The sequence below is a fragment of the Leifsonia sp. KNZ12-8B genome (assembly GCF_056755495.1).
In genome coordinates, this window is record NZ_JBPGXM010000094.1 from 1 (window position 1) to 15,764 (window position 15,764).

Annotated in this window: 10 protein-coding genes and 1 tRNA gene; 6 read left to right on the forward strand and 5 right to left on the reverse strand. The window is 71.7% G+C overall.

The window, feature by feature from the left end:
- The first annotated feature begins 221 nt into the window (after positions 1–221).
- The 4 genes from ispD (at position 222) to ACR9ZG_RS13425 (ending at position 9,822) form a co-directional block, all read left to right on the forward strand.
- On the forward strand, positions 222–1,397 hold the full coding sequence (ispD, locus tag ACR9ZG_RS13410; RefSeq protein WP_481285347.1) for a 2-C-methyl-D-erythritol 4-phosphate cytidylyltransferase: 1,176 nt from the start codon (positions 222–224) through the stop codon (positions 1,395–1,397).
- A 56-nt stretch (positions 1,398–1,453) separates the two neighbouring features.
- Entirely contained in the window at positions 1,454–2,887 is a 1,434-nt protein-coding gene (gene cysS / locus ACR9ZG_RS13415) for a cysteine--tRNA ligase (RefSeq protein WP_481285348.1), read from the forward strand.
- Positions 2,884–3,912: a 23S rRNA (guanosine(2251)-2'-O)-methyltransferase RlmB gene (gene rlmB / locus ACR9ZG_RS13420; protein ID WP_481285349.1), complete on the forward strand. Its 1,029-nt coding sequence runs from the start codon at positions 2,884–2,886 to the stop codon at positions 3,910–3,912. The genes cysS and rlmB overlap by 4 nt, the downstream gene beginning before the upstream one ends.
- A 261-nt stretch (positions 3,913–4,173) precedes the next feature.
- Positions 4,174–9,822, forward strand: a complete 5,649-nt coding sequence (locus ACR9ZG_RS13425; RefSeq protein WP_481285350.1) for a beta strand repeat-containing protein — start codon at positions 4,174–4,176, stop codon at positions 9,820–9,822.
- Positions 9,823–9,887: 65 nt separating this feature from the next.
- On the opposite strand, the gene ACR9ZG_RS13430 is transcribed toward ACR9ZG_RS13425, so the two are convergent.
- The 3 genes from ACR9ZG_RS13430 to ACR9ZG_RS13440 form a co-directional block, all read right to left on the reverse strand.
- Complete coding sequence (locus ACR9ZG_RS13430) at positions 9,888–10,802, reverse strand: SGNH/GDSL hydrolase family protein (protein WP_481285351.1); 915 nt, start codon at positions 10,800–10,802, stop codon at positions 9,888–9,890.
- Between the two features lie 149 nt (positions 10,803–10,951).
- Positions 10,952–12,247, reverse strand: coding sequence for a DUF4032 domain-containing protein (locus ACR9ZG_RS13435; RefSeq protein WP_481285352.1), 1,296 nt, complete (start codon positions 12,245–12,247; stop codon positions 10,952–10,954).
- 98 nt (positions 12,248–12,345) lie between these two features.
- Positions 12,346–13,440 (reverse strand): ABC transporter ATP-binding protein, encoded by a 1,095-nt coding sequence (locus tag ACR9ZG_RS13440; RefSeq protein ID WP_481285353.1) that lies wholly within the window; start codon positions 13,438–13,440, stop codon positions 12,346–12,348.
- Positions 13,441–13,730: 290 nt separating this feature from the next.
- On the opposite strand from ACR9ZG_RS13440, the gene ACR9ZG_RS13445 reads away from it, so the two are divergent.
- Together ACR9ZG_RS13445 and ACR9ZG_RS13450 are read left to right on the forward strand one after the other, a co-directional pair.
- Positions 13,731–14,630, forward strand: coding sequence for a DsbA family protein (locus tag ACR9ZG_RS13445; RefSeq protein WP_481285354.1), 900 nt, complete (start codon positions 13,731–13,733; stop codon positions 14,628–14,630).
- Positions 14,631–14,657: 27 nt separating this feature from the next.
- Positions 14,658–14,733: transfer RNA gene (locus ACR9ZG_RS13450), tRNA-Thr, on the forward strand.
- Here ACR9ZG_RS13450 and ACR9ZG_RS13455 read toward each other — a convergent pair.
- Positions 14,734–15,096 (reverse strand): hypothetical protein, encoded by a 363-nt coding sequence (locus ACR9ZG_RS13455; protein ID WP_481285355.1) that lies wholly within the window; start codon positions 15,094–15,096, stop codon positions 14,734–14,736. It abuts the tRNA gene before it with no gap.
- Positions 15,093–15,764 (reverse strand): DedA family protein, encoded by a 672-nt coding sequence (locus tag ACR9ZG_RS13460; protein WP_481285356.1) that lies wholly within the window; start codon positions 15,762–15,764, stop codon positions 15,093–15,095. Before ACR9ZG_RS13460 ends, ACR9ZG_RS13455 begins: the two co-directional genes overlap by 4 nt.

The following is a 15,764-nucleotide window of genomic DNA, read 5'->3' on the forward strand; positions in this document are numbered from 1 at the left end:
CCCCCCCCCCCCCCCCCCCGCGCCGGGGGGGGCCGGGTCCGTGTCCCCCCCCCCCCCCCCCCCCCCCCCCCCCCCCCCCCCCCCCCGCCCCCCCCCCCCCCGGGGCGGGGGGGCCCTCGACGTTTCCGGCTCCCGGACCCCCGCCGGGTCGTGAGCTCAGGTCACGACTCGGCGCGAGAGGCGACATGATGTCACGAGTCGGCGGCGGGTAGGGTCGCCTCATGACCTCGAACGCCGCTTCCACCACCGGGCCGCGGGTCGCGGTCGTCATCGTCGCCGCGGGATCCGGCACCCGGCTCGGCGCCGACGTCCCGAAGGCGTTCGTGACGCTCGCGGGGCAGTCGCTGCTGGAGCGCTCGTTGCATGCGGTCCGGGGAATGCGGCATCCGGCCGAGCCGGTCGTGGTGGTGCCGGCGGATCGGATGGACGAGGCGCGGCGGCTCGGCTTCACCGTGTTCGGCCGCCTGATCGACGTCGTGCCCGGTGGGGAGACGCGCCAGCGGTCGGTCCAGGAAGGGCTGTCGCTCCTCGACGACGGGACGGACGTCATCCTCGTTCACGACGCGGCCCGTGCGCTGACGCCCTCCACGCTCTTCGACGAGGTGGTGGAGGCGGTGGTCGCGACCGGGCACGGCATCGTCCCCGGTCTTCCCGTGAGCGACACGATCAAGCGCGTCGGCGCCGACGGCGCGGTGCACGAGACGGTCGACCGGTCGCAGCTCTCCGCCGTGCAGACGCCGCAGGGCTTCCCCGCGGCGCAGCTGCTCGCCGCCTACGCCGCCGCCGAGACCGACGAGACGGACGACGCCGGACTCGTCGCCGCGGCGGGTCACGCCGTCACCGTGATCCGCGGCGACGCGCACGCCTTCAAGGTCACCACGCCCTTCGATCTGCGCCGGGCGGAGGAGGTGCTGGCCGGGGCGAGCCTCCCTCGCGTCGGCTTCGGCAGCGACACGCACGGCTTCGACCCGTCGGCGGAGCTCTGGGTCGCGGGACTGTACTGGCCGGACGAGCCGGGGCTCGCCGGGCACAGCGACGGCGACGTGGTGGCGCATGCGATCGTCGACGCGCTGCTCTCTGCGGCCGGTCTCGGCGACATCGGCGGGATCTTCGGCACCGGCGACCCGCGGCTCGCCGGTGCGCACGGCTCGGTGTTTCTGGAGGAGACGCGTCGGCTGGTCGAGGAGGCGGGCTTCCGCATCGGCAACGTCTCGGTGCAGCTGGTCGGCAACCGGCCGCGGTTCTCGAACCGCCGGCGGGAGGCCGAGGACACCCTGTCGAACGTGCTGGGCGCCCCGGTGGCGGTCAGTGCGACCACGACCGACGGACTCGGCTTCACCGGCCGCGGGGAGGGGCTGGCCGCGTTCGCGACGGCGCTGGTGGTGCCGGCCCGATGAAGCGCGGCCCGCAACGGCCCGGGCGATCGAGCGGCCCGCCCTCTAGGCTGTAGGGCGTGACTCTGCGACTCTTCGACACGAAGGCGGGCGCCCTGCGCGACTTCATCCCGCTCGAACCGGGCAAGGTGGGGATCTACGTCTGCGGTCCGACCGTCCAGTCGTCGCCGCACATCGGGCACTTGCGCTCCGCCCTCGTCTACGACCAGCTGCGCCGCTGGTTCGTGTACCGCGGGCTCGACGTGACGCTGGTGCGCAACGTCACCGACATCGACGACAAGATCCTGGTCAACGCGGCCGCCGCGCAGGAACAGGGGAGCAGCGAGCAGTGGTGGGCGCTGGCCTACCGGTTCGAGCTGGAGTTCACCGCGGGCTACACCGCGCTCGGCGTGCAGCCTCCCACGTACGAGCCGCGGGCGACCGCGAGCATCCCGCAGATGCAGGAGATCATCGCGCGCCTCATCGAGCGCGGTCACGCGTACGTCGCGCCAGACGGCTCCGGCGACGTGTACTTCGACGTGCAGAGCTGGCCGTCGTATGGCTCGCTCACCCGGCAGAGCATCGACAACATGGAGGCGGCGGCCGACGCCGACCCGCGCGCCAAGCGCGACCCGCGCGACTTCGCGCTCTGGAAGGGCCGCAAGGCCGACGAGCCCGCCTCTGCCGCGTTCCCGTCGCCGTGGGGCGAGGGCCGTCCCGGCTGGCATATCGAGTGCTCCGCGATGTCGCGGCGGTACCTCGGGCCGTCGTTCGACATCCACGGCGGGGGCCTCGACCTCCGCTTCCCGCACCACGAGAACGAGCTGGCGCAGTCGACCGCGGCGGGCGACGACTTCGCGCAGTACTGGGTGCACAACGGCCTGGTGCACGTGAACGGCCAGAAGATGAGCAAGTCGCTCGGCAACTCGGTCTACGCGGCCGACCTGCTGGGCGCCGCACGGCCGATCGTGGTCCGGTACTACCTCGGCTCGGCGCACTACCGCTCCACCATCGACTTCCACGACGGGAGCCTGGAGGAGGCCGAGGCCGCGCTGGACCGCATCGCCGGCTTCTTCGAGCGCGTCGATCGCCGCCTCCAGGGCACCCGGTTCGCCGGCAGCGGGGTGGAGACGGTGCCGGGGGCGTTCGCCGAGGCGATGGACGACGACCTCGCCGTGCCGCAGGCGCTCGCCGTGCTGCACGACACCGTGCGCTCAGGAAACGCGGCGCTGGATGCGGAAGACTTGGAGGCGGCGGCCGCCGCCCGCGGGCACGTCCTCGCCATGACGGAGGTGCTCGGCATCAACCCGCTGTCGCCGCAGTGGAGCGCGGCGGGTTCGTCGGCCGCCGACGCGGCGCTCGGCCAGCTGGTCGGGCGGCTGCTCGCCGACCGGCAGGAGGCGCGGCAGGCCCGCGACTTCGCCGCCGCCGACCGCATCCGCGACGAGCTGACAGCCGCGGGAATCACCATCGAAGACACCCCGACGGGGTCGCATTGGAGCATCGAACCATGAAGAACTCGGGTGGAAAGCCCCGCGCCGGAGCCGTGCGCAAGGGCAAGAAGGGCCCCCAGGTCGGCACAGGCGGCCACGGCCGGAAGGCCCTCGAAGGCAAGGGACCGACGCCGAAGGCCGAGGACCGCGAGTGGCACGTCGCCCACAAGGCGAAGGTGCTGCGCGAGCGCGCCGCGGCGAAGGCCGCGCAGCGCGGCGGCGGCCGCGACGCGACCCCGCGCGGTGCGTCCGGCGCTGCCCGCCGGGCCAAGTCGGGCGACGAGAGCGAGATCGTCACCGGTCGCAACTCGGTGCTGGAGGCGCTGCGCGCGCGCATCCCCGCCTCCACGCTCTACGTCGCGGCCCGGCTCGAGATGGACGACCGGATGAAGGAGATCCTCTCGATCGCGACCGGCCGCGCCATCCCGGTGCTGGAGGTCATGCGCCCCGAGCTCGACCGGCTCGCCGGCCGGGACGCCGTGCACCAGGGTGTCGCGCTCAAGGTGCCGCCGTACGAGTACGCGCACCCGCAGGATCTGCTCGACCTCACCATCCGCAAGGGCGAGACCCCGCTGTTCGTCGCGCTCGACGGCATCACCGATCCCCGCAACCTGGGCGCGATCATCCGCTCGACGGCGGCGTTCGGCGGGCAGGGCGTCATCGTCCCGCAGCGCCGCTCGGTCGGCATGACCGCCGCCGCGTGGAAGACCTCCGCCGGCGCCGCGGCGCGCACCCCGGTCGCCATGGCCGCGAACCTGACGCAGACGCTGAAGGCGTTCAAGCAGGCGGGCGTGTTCGTGCTCGGGCTCGACGGCGGAGGGGACACGAGCCTGCCGGGGCTGTCGTTCGCCGACCGCCCGGTCGTGATCGTCGTCGGCAGCGAGGGCAAGGGCCTGTCGCGCCTGGTCACCGAGACCTGCGACGCGGTCGTGTCGATTCCGATCAGTGCGAGCACGGAGTCGCTCAACGCCGGCATCGCCGCGAGCGTCACCCTGTACGAGATCGCCAAGCTGCGCGCCGAGAAGAAGGCGGGCGCCGCCTCCTGAGCCGCCGCGGGGCTGATCGCTCCCGCGATATCTCCGTGGCGCCCACGCAATTCTCGCTCTTTCCCACGTAACCCATTCGGGTGACGTCGACTCTCTTCGCCCTGCGGGCTAGCTTCGAGTGAATGTCAGATTTCACGCGAGGCGCCCGGACCGGCCCCTCGCGGCTGTGGAGGGGGCACCATGAGCGGCATACTCACGAGGTCGTACGGGCACACGGGCCACGGGACGGGAGAGCGTACAGCCTCGTCCCCCGGGCGTGTTGTGCGCGCGGCGGTCGCCGTCGTCGCCGTCTTCGCGGTCCTGCTCGCGGTGCTCGTCCCCGCGGGCGCGGCCACGGCCGCCGACTACTCGTACCCGGGCACGAACACGATGGCGTGGACGCAGACGTCGAACAGCACGGCGAGCGGGCAGCTTCCCGGCAACCTCGCCGCGCTCCCCGGCGGCACGCTGTCGATCAGCACGTCGAAGCACGTCGTGCAAGCCGGCTCCGGCTCCGACCGCGAGGGGATGGCGGTGCACACCAACGGCGGCGATCCGTCGTGCGTCCAGGGCAGATCGCGCTACCAGATGGTCACGTGCGAGACCTTCACGTACACGGTGAGCTTCAAGACGCCGCTCATCGACCCCATCGTCCCGTTCGGTCTCTCGAGCGGGCGCTACTGGTCGACCAGCGAGTCGGTCAACATGGGCTGCATCATCGGCTGGTACGACAGCACGCTGAGCTCGATCAACGGGGCGGCGGCCGGCTCGGCCGCATTCACGACACTGCGCGAGCCGACGGGCAAGTGGGTGCGCAGCGGCACGGCGACGTGGCAGTACCCGCAGAGCGCAGTGAACGCCAACTCCTGCGTCAACGAGGGCACCCCCTCGTTCGGCGTGCTGCAGCTGAAGGGGAGCATCTCCAGCTTCTCCTTCTCCGTCGCCTATCGCAACGCGATCGTCATTCCGTGGACCTCCTGGATCTGCCCGCAGCGGACGGCGCCCACCGGTCAGTTCGCGACGGTGGTGCTGCTCCCGCAGGTCGACCTCGCGATCACGAAGACGGCGCCGGCCACGGTGAGCGGCGGTGGCACCATCACGTGGAGCATCTCCGTCTCCAACCGGGGGCCCTGGGGCTCGCACGGCTTCATCATCAGCGACGCGATTCCTGCGAACGTGTCGAATCCCGCCATCGTCTCGGCGCCGCCGGGCTGCTCCCTCAGCGGGCGGGACCTCGTCTGCACCGTCGCTCCACCGGGCTGCACCGTGCAGAGCTCGAACGTGACGACGGCAGCGCTCCTCTCGTGCGCGGACCCCAGGGCGGCGTCGCAGATCGTGCTGCCCGCCGGGTCCTCCTTCGGTCCGATCCAACTGTCCGGGACGGCACCCACCGCCAGCGGAGGAACGGTTACGAACACCGCGACGGTGGCCGGTGTCGACCTCGATCCGAACACGTCGAACAATTCGTCGACGGCCGTCACGACCGTCGTGCAGGCGCCGAGCCTGTCGATCACCAAGCAGGCGGCGCTGGCGCCGGGGGCCACCGGGAAGGCGGGCGACACGGTGAACTACACGTTCACCGCGACCAACACCGGCAACGTGACGCTGACGGGCGTGACGATCACCGATCCGTTGCCGGGGCTGTCCGGCCTGACGTACCAATGGCCGGGTGTCGTCGGAACACTGCTGCCCGGGCAGTCGGTGACGGCGACCGCGACGTACAAGCTGACCCAGGCGGATGTCGATGCCGGTGCGGTCTCGAACGTCGCGGGTGCGACGGGCCGGGATCCGGGTGGCGCACTGGTGGACGGCGGCAAGGCTCCGGCGACGGTGACGTTGAACCCGAAGCCGGGTCTCTCGATGACCAAGCAGGGTGCGCTGGCGCCGGGCGCGACCGGCAAGGCCGGCGATCAGGTCACGTACACGTTCTCGGCGACCAACACCGGTGATGTGACGTTGCAGAACGTCGCGATCAGCGACCCGCACGCCGGGCTGAGTGCGCTGACGTATCAGTGGCCGGGCACGCCGGGGATGCTCGCGCCGGGGCAGAAGGTCACCGCGACGGCGACGTACACGATCACGCAGGCGGATGTGGATGCCGGGCGGGTGGACAACACCGCCTCGGCAGGAGGCGCCACCCTGGCCGGGGTTCCGGTGGACGGCGGCAAGGCCTCCGTGTCGATCCCGCTGAGCGGGAACCCGCAGCTGTCGCTGACCAAGACGGCGAAGCTCGCCGTGGGGGCGCAGGGGGTGGTCGGTGACCGGGTGGAGTACACCTTCACCGCCACCAACACCGGCGACCAGACCCTGACCAACGTCACCGTGGTCGATCAGCTCGCCGGGATGAGCGCACTGACCTACCAATGGCCGGGTGCGCCCGGGGTGCTCATGCCTGGACAGAGCGTGACAGCGACGGCGACGTACACGATCGCGCAGAAGGACATCGACGCGGGGTCGGTGAACAACGTCGCCACCGCAACGGGCCGGGCGCCCAACGGCAGCAGCGTCCCATCAGGGCCGGCGCAGGCGACGGTCCCGCTCAATGTCACCCCCGAGCTGACCTTGACGAAGTCGGCGCAGCTCACTCCTGGCCAGTCCGGCGTCGCGGGAGACGTGGTGCAGTACACGTTCACCGTGATCAACACGGGGCGCGTGACCGTGAACGGCGTCACGGTCAGTGACCGGCTCGCCGGGCTGAGCGCGCTGACGTATCAGTGGCCGGGCGCTCCGGGGGTCCTGCAGCCGGGCCAGCGGGTCACTGCGACCGCGACCTACACGCTGAAGCAGGCGGACATCGACGCCGGCTCGGTGTCGAACCTGGCCGTCGCCGATGGCACGACCTCCTCGGGCGCTCCCGTGAGGTCGAATGAGGCGCGGGCCACCGTGCCGCTGGGCCAGCCGTCCTCGTTGAATGTGACCAAGACCGCTTCCCTGGCACCGGGCGCGACGGGGAAGGCCGGCGACACCGTGAACTATCTCTTCAGCGCGACCAACACGGGCTCGACGACGCTGACGAACGTGGTCATCACGGACCCGCTCCCGGGCCTCTCCGCGCTGACGTACACCTGGCCGGGCGCGCCTGGCACGCTGGCCCCCGGCCAGAAGGTCACCGCGACCGCGACGTACACGATCACACAGGCGGACGTGGATGCGGGCTCGGTCTCCAACGTCGCGTCGTCGGCAGGCCGGGCGCCGAACGGGTCATCGGTGGACGGCGGCAAGGCGCCCGCCACCGTGCCGCTGGCGGGCTCCTCCGCGCTGAACATCACGAAGACCGCTGCGCTCGCCCCTGGTGCCATCGGCGCGGTGGGCGACACCGTGAATTACCTGTTCACGGCGACGAACATCGGCGCCACGACCCTGACCAACGTCGCGATCGCCGACCCGCTGCCCGGCCTGTCGGCACTGAGCTACTCCTGGCCCGATACCGCGGGGACGCTGCGGCCGGGACAGACCGTCACGGCGACCGCGGCGTACACCGTGACGCAGGCGGATGTGGACTCCGGTGCGGTGTCGAACGTCGCGACGTCCGCGGGCCGTGCTCCGGACGGCTCGCTCGTCGACGGCGGCCGCGCTCCGGCGACGGTGCCGCTGGCGCACCGAGGCGCCCTGAACGTGACCAAGACGGCCCGGCTCGGCGACGGTGCACGCGGTCAGGCCGGGGACACGATCACGTACACGTTCTCTGCTACCAATACCGGTCCGGTCACGCTGACCGCTGTGGTGATCACCGACCCCCTCCACGGACTGTCGGCTCTCGAGTACATCTGGCCCGGGACGGCGGGCGTGCTGAAGCCGGGGCAGACCGTCACGGCGACGGCGACCTACACCGTCACCCAGGCCGACGTGGACTCCGGCGCCGTCTCGAACGTGGCGACGTCGTCGGGGAGGTCTCCGGACGGGTCGACCGTGGACGGCGGGCGCGCTCCGGCGACGGTGCCGCTGTCCCAGGGCGGTTCGCTGAACATCCACAAGACGGCGGCCCTCGCCCCGGGGGCGACCGGGACGGCCGGTGACATCGTGAACTACACGTTCTCGGCGACGAACACCGGTGCGACGACCCTGACGCAGGTCGTCATCACGGATCCGCTGGCCGGGCTGTCGGCGCTGGTCTACACGTGGCCCGGAGCGGCGGGCGTCCTCAAGCCGGGGCAGACGGTCACCGCGACGGCGAGCTACACGGTGAGGCAGGCGGACGTGGATGCCGGTGCGGTGTCGAACGTCGCCTCGTCGGCCGGGCGGGCACCTGACGGCTCACCGGTCGACGGCGGTCGCGCTCCGGCCACCGTGCCGCTCGCGAAGGGCGCGTCGTTGAACATCAGCAAGGTCGCTGCCCTCGCTCCCGGGGCGACCGGCAAGGCCGGCGACACCGTGAACTACACGTTCTCGGCCACCAACACCGGTCCGGCCACCCTGACGCAGGTCGTCATCGCCGACCCGCTGCCGGGGCTCTCCGCGCTTCGCTACAGCTGGCCCGGCGTCGCGGGGACGCTGCGGCCGGGTCAGACGGTGACCGCGACCGCGACGTACGTCGTCACGCAGGCGGATGTGGACGCCGGCTCGATCTCGAACGTGGCGACCTCCGGTGGCGTCGCTCCTGACGGCTCCCCGGTCGACGGCGGTCGGGCGTCGGCAACGGTCCCGCTCGCACAGAACGCCTCGTTGAACATCACGAAGACGGGCACGCTGGCACCGGGGCAGGTGGGCAAGGCCGGTGACACGGTGGACTACACCTTCTCGGCCACGAACACCGGTGTCACCACGCTGACGAACGTCGTCATCACCGATCCGCTGCCGGGGCTGTCGGCGCTGGTCTACATCTGGCCGGGATCGCAGGGCGTGCTGAAGCCGGGAGAGACGGTGCGGGCCACCGCGACCTACACGGTGACCCAGGCGGATGCCGACGCCGGCGCGGTCTCGAACGTCGCCTCGTCGGCCGGGCGGGCTCCGGACGGGTCCGCCGTCGACGGCGGGAAGGCGCCCGCGACGGTTCCGCTCGGGGCGACTCCGACGCTGGATCTGCTCAAGGAGGTCGCGGGCACGACCGGCGGGAGCGCGGGAGACGTGGTCACCTACCGATTCACGGCGACCAACACCGGCGCTCTCTCGCTGCGCAACGTGGTGATCGTGGACCCGCTGGACGGCCTGTCGGCGATGACCTACCAGTGGCCGGGCGCCGAGGGGTACCTGGCGCCGGGTGAGAAGGTCGTCGCGACAGCGACGTACGTGATCAAGCAGTCCGACGTCGACGCCGGCGGCATCTGGAACACGGCCACCGCGCACGGCGACCTGGTGGGAGCGGTGAACCGGACGAGAGGGAGCAACGAGTCGACCGCAGCGCTGCCCCTCGCCGGGCCGCCGGCCGTGACGCCGACGGCGGCGCCGACAGCGACACCCACGGTGACGCCGACCGCGACACCCTCGGTGACGCCGACCGCGACACCCTCGGTGACGCCGACGCCGACACCCTCGGTGACGCCGACGGGCGCGGTTACTCCAGCGCCGACCGTGGAGCCCACCATGCCGGCGACGACGCCCACGACACTGGCCCTGACCGAGTCCGTCGCCCTTGCTCCCGGTGCGACCGGCGGCGTCGGCGATCTCGTCCGGTTCACCTTCACGGTCACCAACACCGGCGGCGCGACGATCCGGAAGGTGGCGATCGCCGGTGAGCGTGCGGCTCCGCAGCAGGATCAGCGGCTCAGCCCCAGCGCTCTCGAGTACGACTGGCCGGGCGTCGGGGGAGTGCTCAAGCCCGGGCAGACGGCGACGGCGACCGTGACGTATCGCATCGCCGCACGGGATGTGCGCGCCGGGTCGGTGGGCATCGTCGCCACGGCGACCGGTCGTTCGGCGGGCGGCGAGCGGGTGGTGTCCCCGGAGGCTCTGGCGTCCCTCGCCCTCGCCGGAGCGGCGAAGACATCGCGGTGAGTCGACCTCTCTCGGAGCGGTGACCTCACGGCCGCCGCGCGGGGAGGCGCGGCAGGAGGTCGCTGCTAGCGGAGAATGCTGCGGTCCGGCGACACCGCTACGACGGCGGCGCGCAGGGCGGCCCCCGCGATGGCGCCGCTGCGTGCGGTGGGGTGCGTGCCGTCGACCGTGGCCCCGGCGACCCAACGGCCGCTGCTGGTGCGGAGGGTCGTCCACGGGTCGACGAACGTCCAGCCCTTCTGGGCGGCGAGCTGGCGCAGCGCCTGGTTGAGCTTCAGGGTGGTCGCGGCGCCGCCGTCGTTCTTCGGCGCCACTGCGGAGAGGATGCGGGTCTTGACGCCGGTGCGGTCGAAGATCGCGGTGATGTTCGCGACCGTGCGGGCCGTGGGGACCGGTCGGCTCCCGTTGCCGATGTCGTTGGTGCCGGCCATCACGACGACGACGTCGGCTTTCAGCCGGCCGGTGTGCGCGAGGATCTGGGCGGTGCTGTCGCCCCAGTGGCGGTAGCCACCGGCGTCGCTGACGCCGCCGACGGCCGCGGTGCGCACCCAGGACCAGGGGGTCGCGTCGCCGTCGCGGTCGGTGAAGGCGGTGATCGAGTCGCCGATCGCGGCCATCGAGACCTGCTTGACCCGCTGCTGGGGGTCGGCCTGCAGCTGCTGCTGCCACACCCGCCGATCCTGCTGCAGCGTGGAGTCGGGGACGGTGCCCGGGAAGGGCGACGCGGGCCGGCCCGCGAACGGCTGAGCCGTGGCGGCCGGCACCGGTGCCGAAGACGAAGGCTCCGGAGAGGGGGACGCCGGAGCGGGCGTCGCGGTGGCCGTGCGTGCCGGCGTCGGCGTCGGCGAGGTCGTGGGCCGCACGGTGCCGGGCGCCGGCGCGGCCGTGGCGGCCGTCTTCGGCGTGGGCACGGGCGTTCCCGGGGTGACGGGGGAGACGACGATCCCGGCGGTCGGCACGGCCATCAGACCGGCGACCACGAAGGGGATGATCTTCGGATGCAGTTCCCGGCTCCTCTCACTCGACGCCCCCGACGACCTTACCCGGTCGGCCGCCGGCCGCACTCACCGCACGCCCAGGCAGCCGCGATCGACGCGGTCGATCACGGCGGCCGGGCGGACCCCGGCGATCAGACCTTCGACCGCCAGTCGTCGGCGTCCTCGTCGTCGTCGGCGGCCGACGACGACGTGATCGCGCTGAAGGACTCCGTCGGCGGGCCGATCACGGTGGCCTCGTCGCGGCGGTGACGCAGCACGTCGTTGATGTACGAGGTCAGCGCCTCCGCCAGCGGCACGTCCCTGCCCTCGGTCTGCGACATGAACCAGCGGTGCTCCAGCAGCTGGTGGAACACCTCCGCCGGCTCCAGCTTGCCCTTGAGGTCGGCGGGGATGGCGCGGACCACCGGCTCGAAGACGCGCAGCAGCCACTCGTGGGCCGACGCCTCCTCGTCGAGCCCCTCGGTGCCCAGGGTCGCCGCGTACGAGTCGAGGTCGTTCAGGAGGCGCCTGGCCTGGTTCTCGCCGGTGTCGAGACCGGTCAGGCGCAGCAGGCGGCGCTGATGGTGGCCCGCGTCCACGACCTTCGGCTGGATGCGCACGGTCGTGCCCTCATCGGAGGTCTTGATGGCGAGCTCCTCGATGTCGAAGCCGAGCTCGTTGAGCCGCTCGACGCGCTGGCTGATCCGCCAGCGCTCCGACGAGGAGAACGACTCGCTGCCGGTGAGCTCCTTCCAGAGCGACCGGTACGCCGCGACGATGCCGTTGGAGACCTTGATCGGGTCGAGCGACTCGTCGACGCGGCCGCCGGCCTCCAGATCCATGAGCTCGCCGGCGATGTTGACGCGGGCGATCTCGAGGTCGTTCTCGCGCTGCCCGTTCGAGAGGCCGTCGTAGAGCTGGCCGGTCTCGGCATCGACCAGGTAGGCGGCGAAGGCGCCCGCGTCGCGGCGGAAGAGCGTGTTCGACAGCGACACGTCGCCCCAGAAGAAGCCGACGATGTGGAGGCGCACCAGCAGCACCGCGAGCGCGTCCACCAGGCGCGTCGCGGTGTCGGGCCGCAGGGTCTGCGAGAACAGCGCGCGGTAGGGGAGCGAGAACTTGAGGTGCCGGGTGACCAGAGCGGCGTTGAGCGCGTTGCCGTCGTCGTCCTCACGGTTCTTGATGACCGCGAACGGGTCGACGCACGGCACGTCCAGCCGCTGCAGCGTGCGCAGCATGTCGTACTCGCGCTGCGCCATCTCGGCCGTCGTCTCCTTGATGGCGATGACGTACCCGGAGAGGTTCGCGAAGCGCACGAGGTGCCGGCTGATGCCCTTCGGCAGCAGCGCGATGTGCTCGCTCGACCAGTCCTCGAGCGGGAGGTTCCACGGGAGGTCGAGCAGCGCGGGCTCGACCGTCGCTGCGGTGATGGTGACGGATCCGGCCATGGGTTACCTCTCGGGGTGGGGCGTGGTGCTGCGACGGAAAAGCACTCTGCCGCAGTCCGGCGTGCGGACTGCGGCAGAGTGGAGCTGGACTCGGTCGATCAGTCGACGACCGCGCCGCCGAGACGCTCGCCCGACTCCGAGTGGAAGACGTGGACGTGGCCCGGCTTCGGCGTGATGTAGACCGTGTCGCCCGCGTTCGGGTGCACCCGGCCGTCGACGCGGCCGACGATGTCGGTGCGCTTGCCGTCGAGCTCGGAGTGGCCGTACAGGTAGCCGTCGGCGCCGAGCTCCTCGACGAGGTCGACCGTGACCTTCAGGCCGCTGCCCTCGGTGTTCGAGACGACGACGTCCTCCGGGCGGACACCGATGGTGACCGTGGAGCCGGCGGACGCGAGGGTCTCGCGCTCGACCGGGACGACCGCGTTGCCGAACTTGATGCCGCCGTCGGTCACGTCGGCCGTGAACAGGTTCATGGCGGGCGAGCCGATGAAACCGGCGACGAAGACGTTGTTCGGCTGCGCGTAGAGGTCGCGCGGGGTGCCGACCTGCTGCAGCACGCCGTCCTTGAGGACCGCGATGCGGTCGCCCATGGTGAGCGCCTCGGTCTGGTCGTGGGTGACGTAGACCGTGGTGACGCCCAGGCGGCGGGTCAGCGAGGCGATCTGGGTGCGGGTCTGGACGCGGAGCTTGGCGTCGAGGTTCGACAGCGGCTCGTCCATGAGGAACACCTGGGGGGAGCGGACGATCGCGCGGCCCATGGCGACGCGCTGACGCTGACCACCCGAGAGGGCCTTCGGCTTGCGGCCGAGGTACGGCTCGAGGTCGAGCAGCTTCGCGGCCTCGAGGACGCGCTGGGCACGCTCCTCCTTGCCGACGCCGGCGATCTTGAGCGCGAAGCCCATGTTCTCGGCGACCGTCATGTGCGGGTACAGCGCGTAGTTCTGGAACACCATCGCGATGTCGCGGTCCTTCGGCGGCACGTCGGTGACGTTGCGCTCGCCGATGAAGATGTTGCCGTCGTTGACCTCCTCGAGCCCCGCGAGCATGCGGAGGGAGGTCGACTTGCCACAGCCGGAGGGGCCGACGAGAACGAGGAACTCGCCGTCGGCGATCTCGAGGTCGAGGGAGTCCACCGCGGGACGGTTCGATCCCGGGTAGAGCCGGGTGGCCTTGTCATAAGTGACTGTCGCCATTGTCTTTCTGTCTCCTTCACCGGCAGGTACGTGCCGGACGATCCGTTGTGAATGGATGAACGTGGCGTCGACGTCCGTGGGCGTCGTCGCCTCAGCGACCATAGTATGGCATGGGAGGGGGTGCTCCGAACCGCGTTCGGGGGGCAGCCTCCCGGAGGTCGCCCGGCGTCCAGCCGCCGTCTGGTCGATTCCCAGACAGGCGTTCTACGATCGTCCGGTTGCGTGCGCTCGCCGCACCACACACTGCGTCCCCCCGCGCAGTCCCCGAAGCACCCCGAGGTTTGATACGCATGACCGAATCCGACGAGGGCCGTCCCGGCGACGTGCGCGCCGCGGCCCGCGAGAAGGCCCGGCAGCTGCGCACGTCGCAGCAGCGCAAGGATCGCAGGAGGCGCGCCCTGCTCGGCGGCGGCATCGTCGTCGGCGTGCTCGCCGTCGCCGCGATCGTCGCCGTCGTCATCGTGAGCGCGATCCGCCCGACCGTCCCCGGTCCGAAGAACATGGCCAGCGACGGCGTCGTGGTCGGCTCGGAGCTGCAGGTGAAGACGACGGCGGCGCTCGCCGCCGACGCCAAGCCGGTGGCCAGCGAGCCGGACCCGAGCGGCAGCACCGTCGACATCCGCATCTACGCCGACTACCTCTGCGACCTCTGCGGCGACTTCCAGCGCACCAACCTCGACCAGCTGGAGCCGCTGGTGAAGGCCGGCGCCGTCACGGTCGAGATGCATCCGGTCGCCATCTACACGAGCCACTCCGCCGGCACGAAGTACTCGCTGCGCGCCGCGAACGCCGCAGCCTGCGTGGCCAACTACTCGCCGGACGCCTTCTGGAAGTTCAACGCCTCCCTCTTCGAGAAGCAGCCGAAGGAGGGCAGCCCCGGACTCACCGACCAGCAGCTGAAGCAGCGCGTCGCGGCTGCGGGCGCCCGCGCGAAGAGCGACATCGACGCCTGCATCGACGACGGCCGGTTCAAGACCTGGGTCACCGAGGCGAGCGACCGCGCGCTGAGCGGGCCCATCCCGAACTCCGACGTGCAGAAGATGACGAACGCCCTGCTCGTGCTCGTCAACGGCAAGCCGTACACCGGCTCGCTCACCGACGCCGACGACTTCAAGGCGTTCGTGCTGCAGGCGCAGGGCGACGAGTACACGTCGACCGCGACCCCCACCCCGACCCCGTCGGCGGGCTGAGCCCGGCTCCGCTACGCTGTCCAGTGCGCCGGCTTAGCTCAGTTGGTAGAGCACTCGCCTTGTAAGCGAGCGGTCGCGGGTTCGAGTCCCGCAGCCGGCTCCATCACGCCCGTGTGATCGGCTCACGCCCCTGTGATCGGCTCACGGGTCGCGCGCGGGACGGGAAGGTGACGAGCGTCACGAACAGCGTCGCGGCGAGCACGAAGAGCGCCGGGGCGAGGCCCATGATGATACCCACGTCCTCCTCGCCGGCGTCGGCGAGCGGGTGCTGGTCGATCAGGCCGGCCGCGTCGAGCTCGAACTGCACCCACGTCGCGAAGAAGAGGTACGGGATCACGAGCACGACAGCCGGAATCGCGAACCAGCCGAGCATGCCCCACGGGCGGCGCACGAGGGCGCGATCGACCTCCGCCGTCGTGCCGGGCTCCGCCGTCGTGCCGGGCTCCGCCTGCGCCGGCTCCGTCACTCCCGGGCCTCCTGCCGCTGCGACGCACGATTCCGGCGCACGCGCCGGACGATCAGCCAGACGACCGTGACGGCGATCGCGACGTAGATCACGACGTCGATGACGCCCGAGTAGCGGTCCACCAGCTCGTACTGCGTGCCCAGCAGGTAGCCGGCGCCGACGAGCACCGTGTTCCAGGCGAGTGTGCCCGCGAGCGTGAACAGCGCGAAGACGGCGAACGGCATCCGCGTCGCCCCGGCGGGCAGCGAGATGAGACTGCGGACGAGCGGGATGAGCCTCCCGAAGAAGACGGCGCCGCGGCCGTGGCGGTGCAGCCAGTCGGCGGCGGTCCGGAAGTCGGACTCGTCGACCAGCGGCAGCTTCGCCAGGAGGCGGATGGCCCGCTCCTCGCCGAGCGTGCGGCCGAGCAGGTAGAGGAGCACGGCGCCGAGGAGGCTGCCGAGCGTCGCCGCGATCAGCACCAGCACCACGTTCAGCGAGCCCTGGCGGGCGAGGAAGCCGGCGAACGGCAGGATGACCTCGCTCGGGATGGGCGGGAACGCGACCTCGGCGAACGAGCAGACCCCGACGCCGAACTCGCCGAGCAGCAGCATCACGCGCGAGGCGAGCCCCGCGATCCCGCCGAGCTCGTCGGGCGGGGTGGCGGCGGGCAGCGTGGCGGCGTGCAG

What these genes read in the sequence shown, in the direction of transcription:
- ispD (WP_481285347.1), top strand. Translation starts at nt 222, where the DNA reads ATGACCTCGAACGCCGCTTCCACCACCGGGCCGCGGGTCGCGGTCGTC.
- rlmB (WP_481285349.1), top strand. Translation starts at nt 2,884, where the DNA reads ATGAAGAACTCGGGTGGAAAGCCCCGCGCCGGAGCCGTGCGCAAGGGC.
- ACR9ZG_RS13435 (WP_481285352.1), bottom strand. Translation starts at nt 12,247, where the DNA reads ATGGCCGGATCCGTCACCATCACCGCAGCGACGGTCGAGCCCGCGCTG.
- ACR9ZG_RS13440 (WP_481285353.1), bottom strand. Translation starts at nt 13,440, where the DNA reads ATGGCGACAGTCACTTATGACAAGGCCACCCGGCTCTACCCGGGATCG.
- ACR9ZG_RS13445 (WP_481285354.1), top strand. Translation starts at nt 13,731, where the DNA reads ATGACCGAATCCGACGAGGGCCGTCCCGGCGACGTGCGCGCCGCGGCC.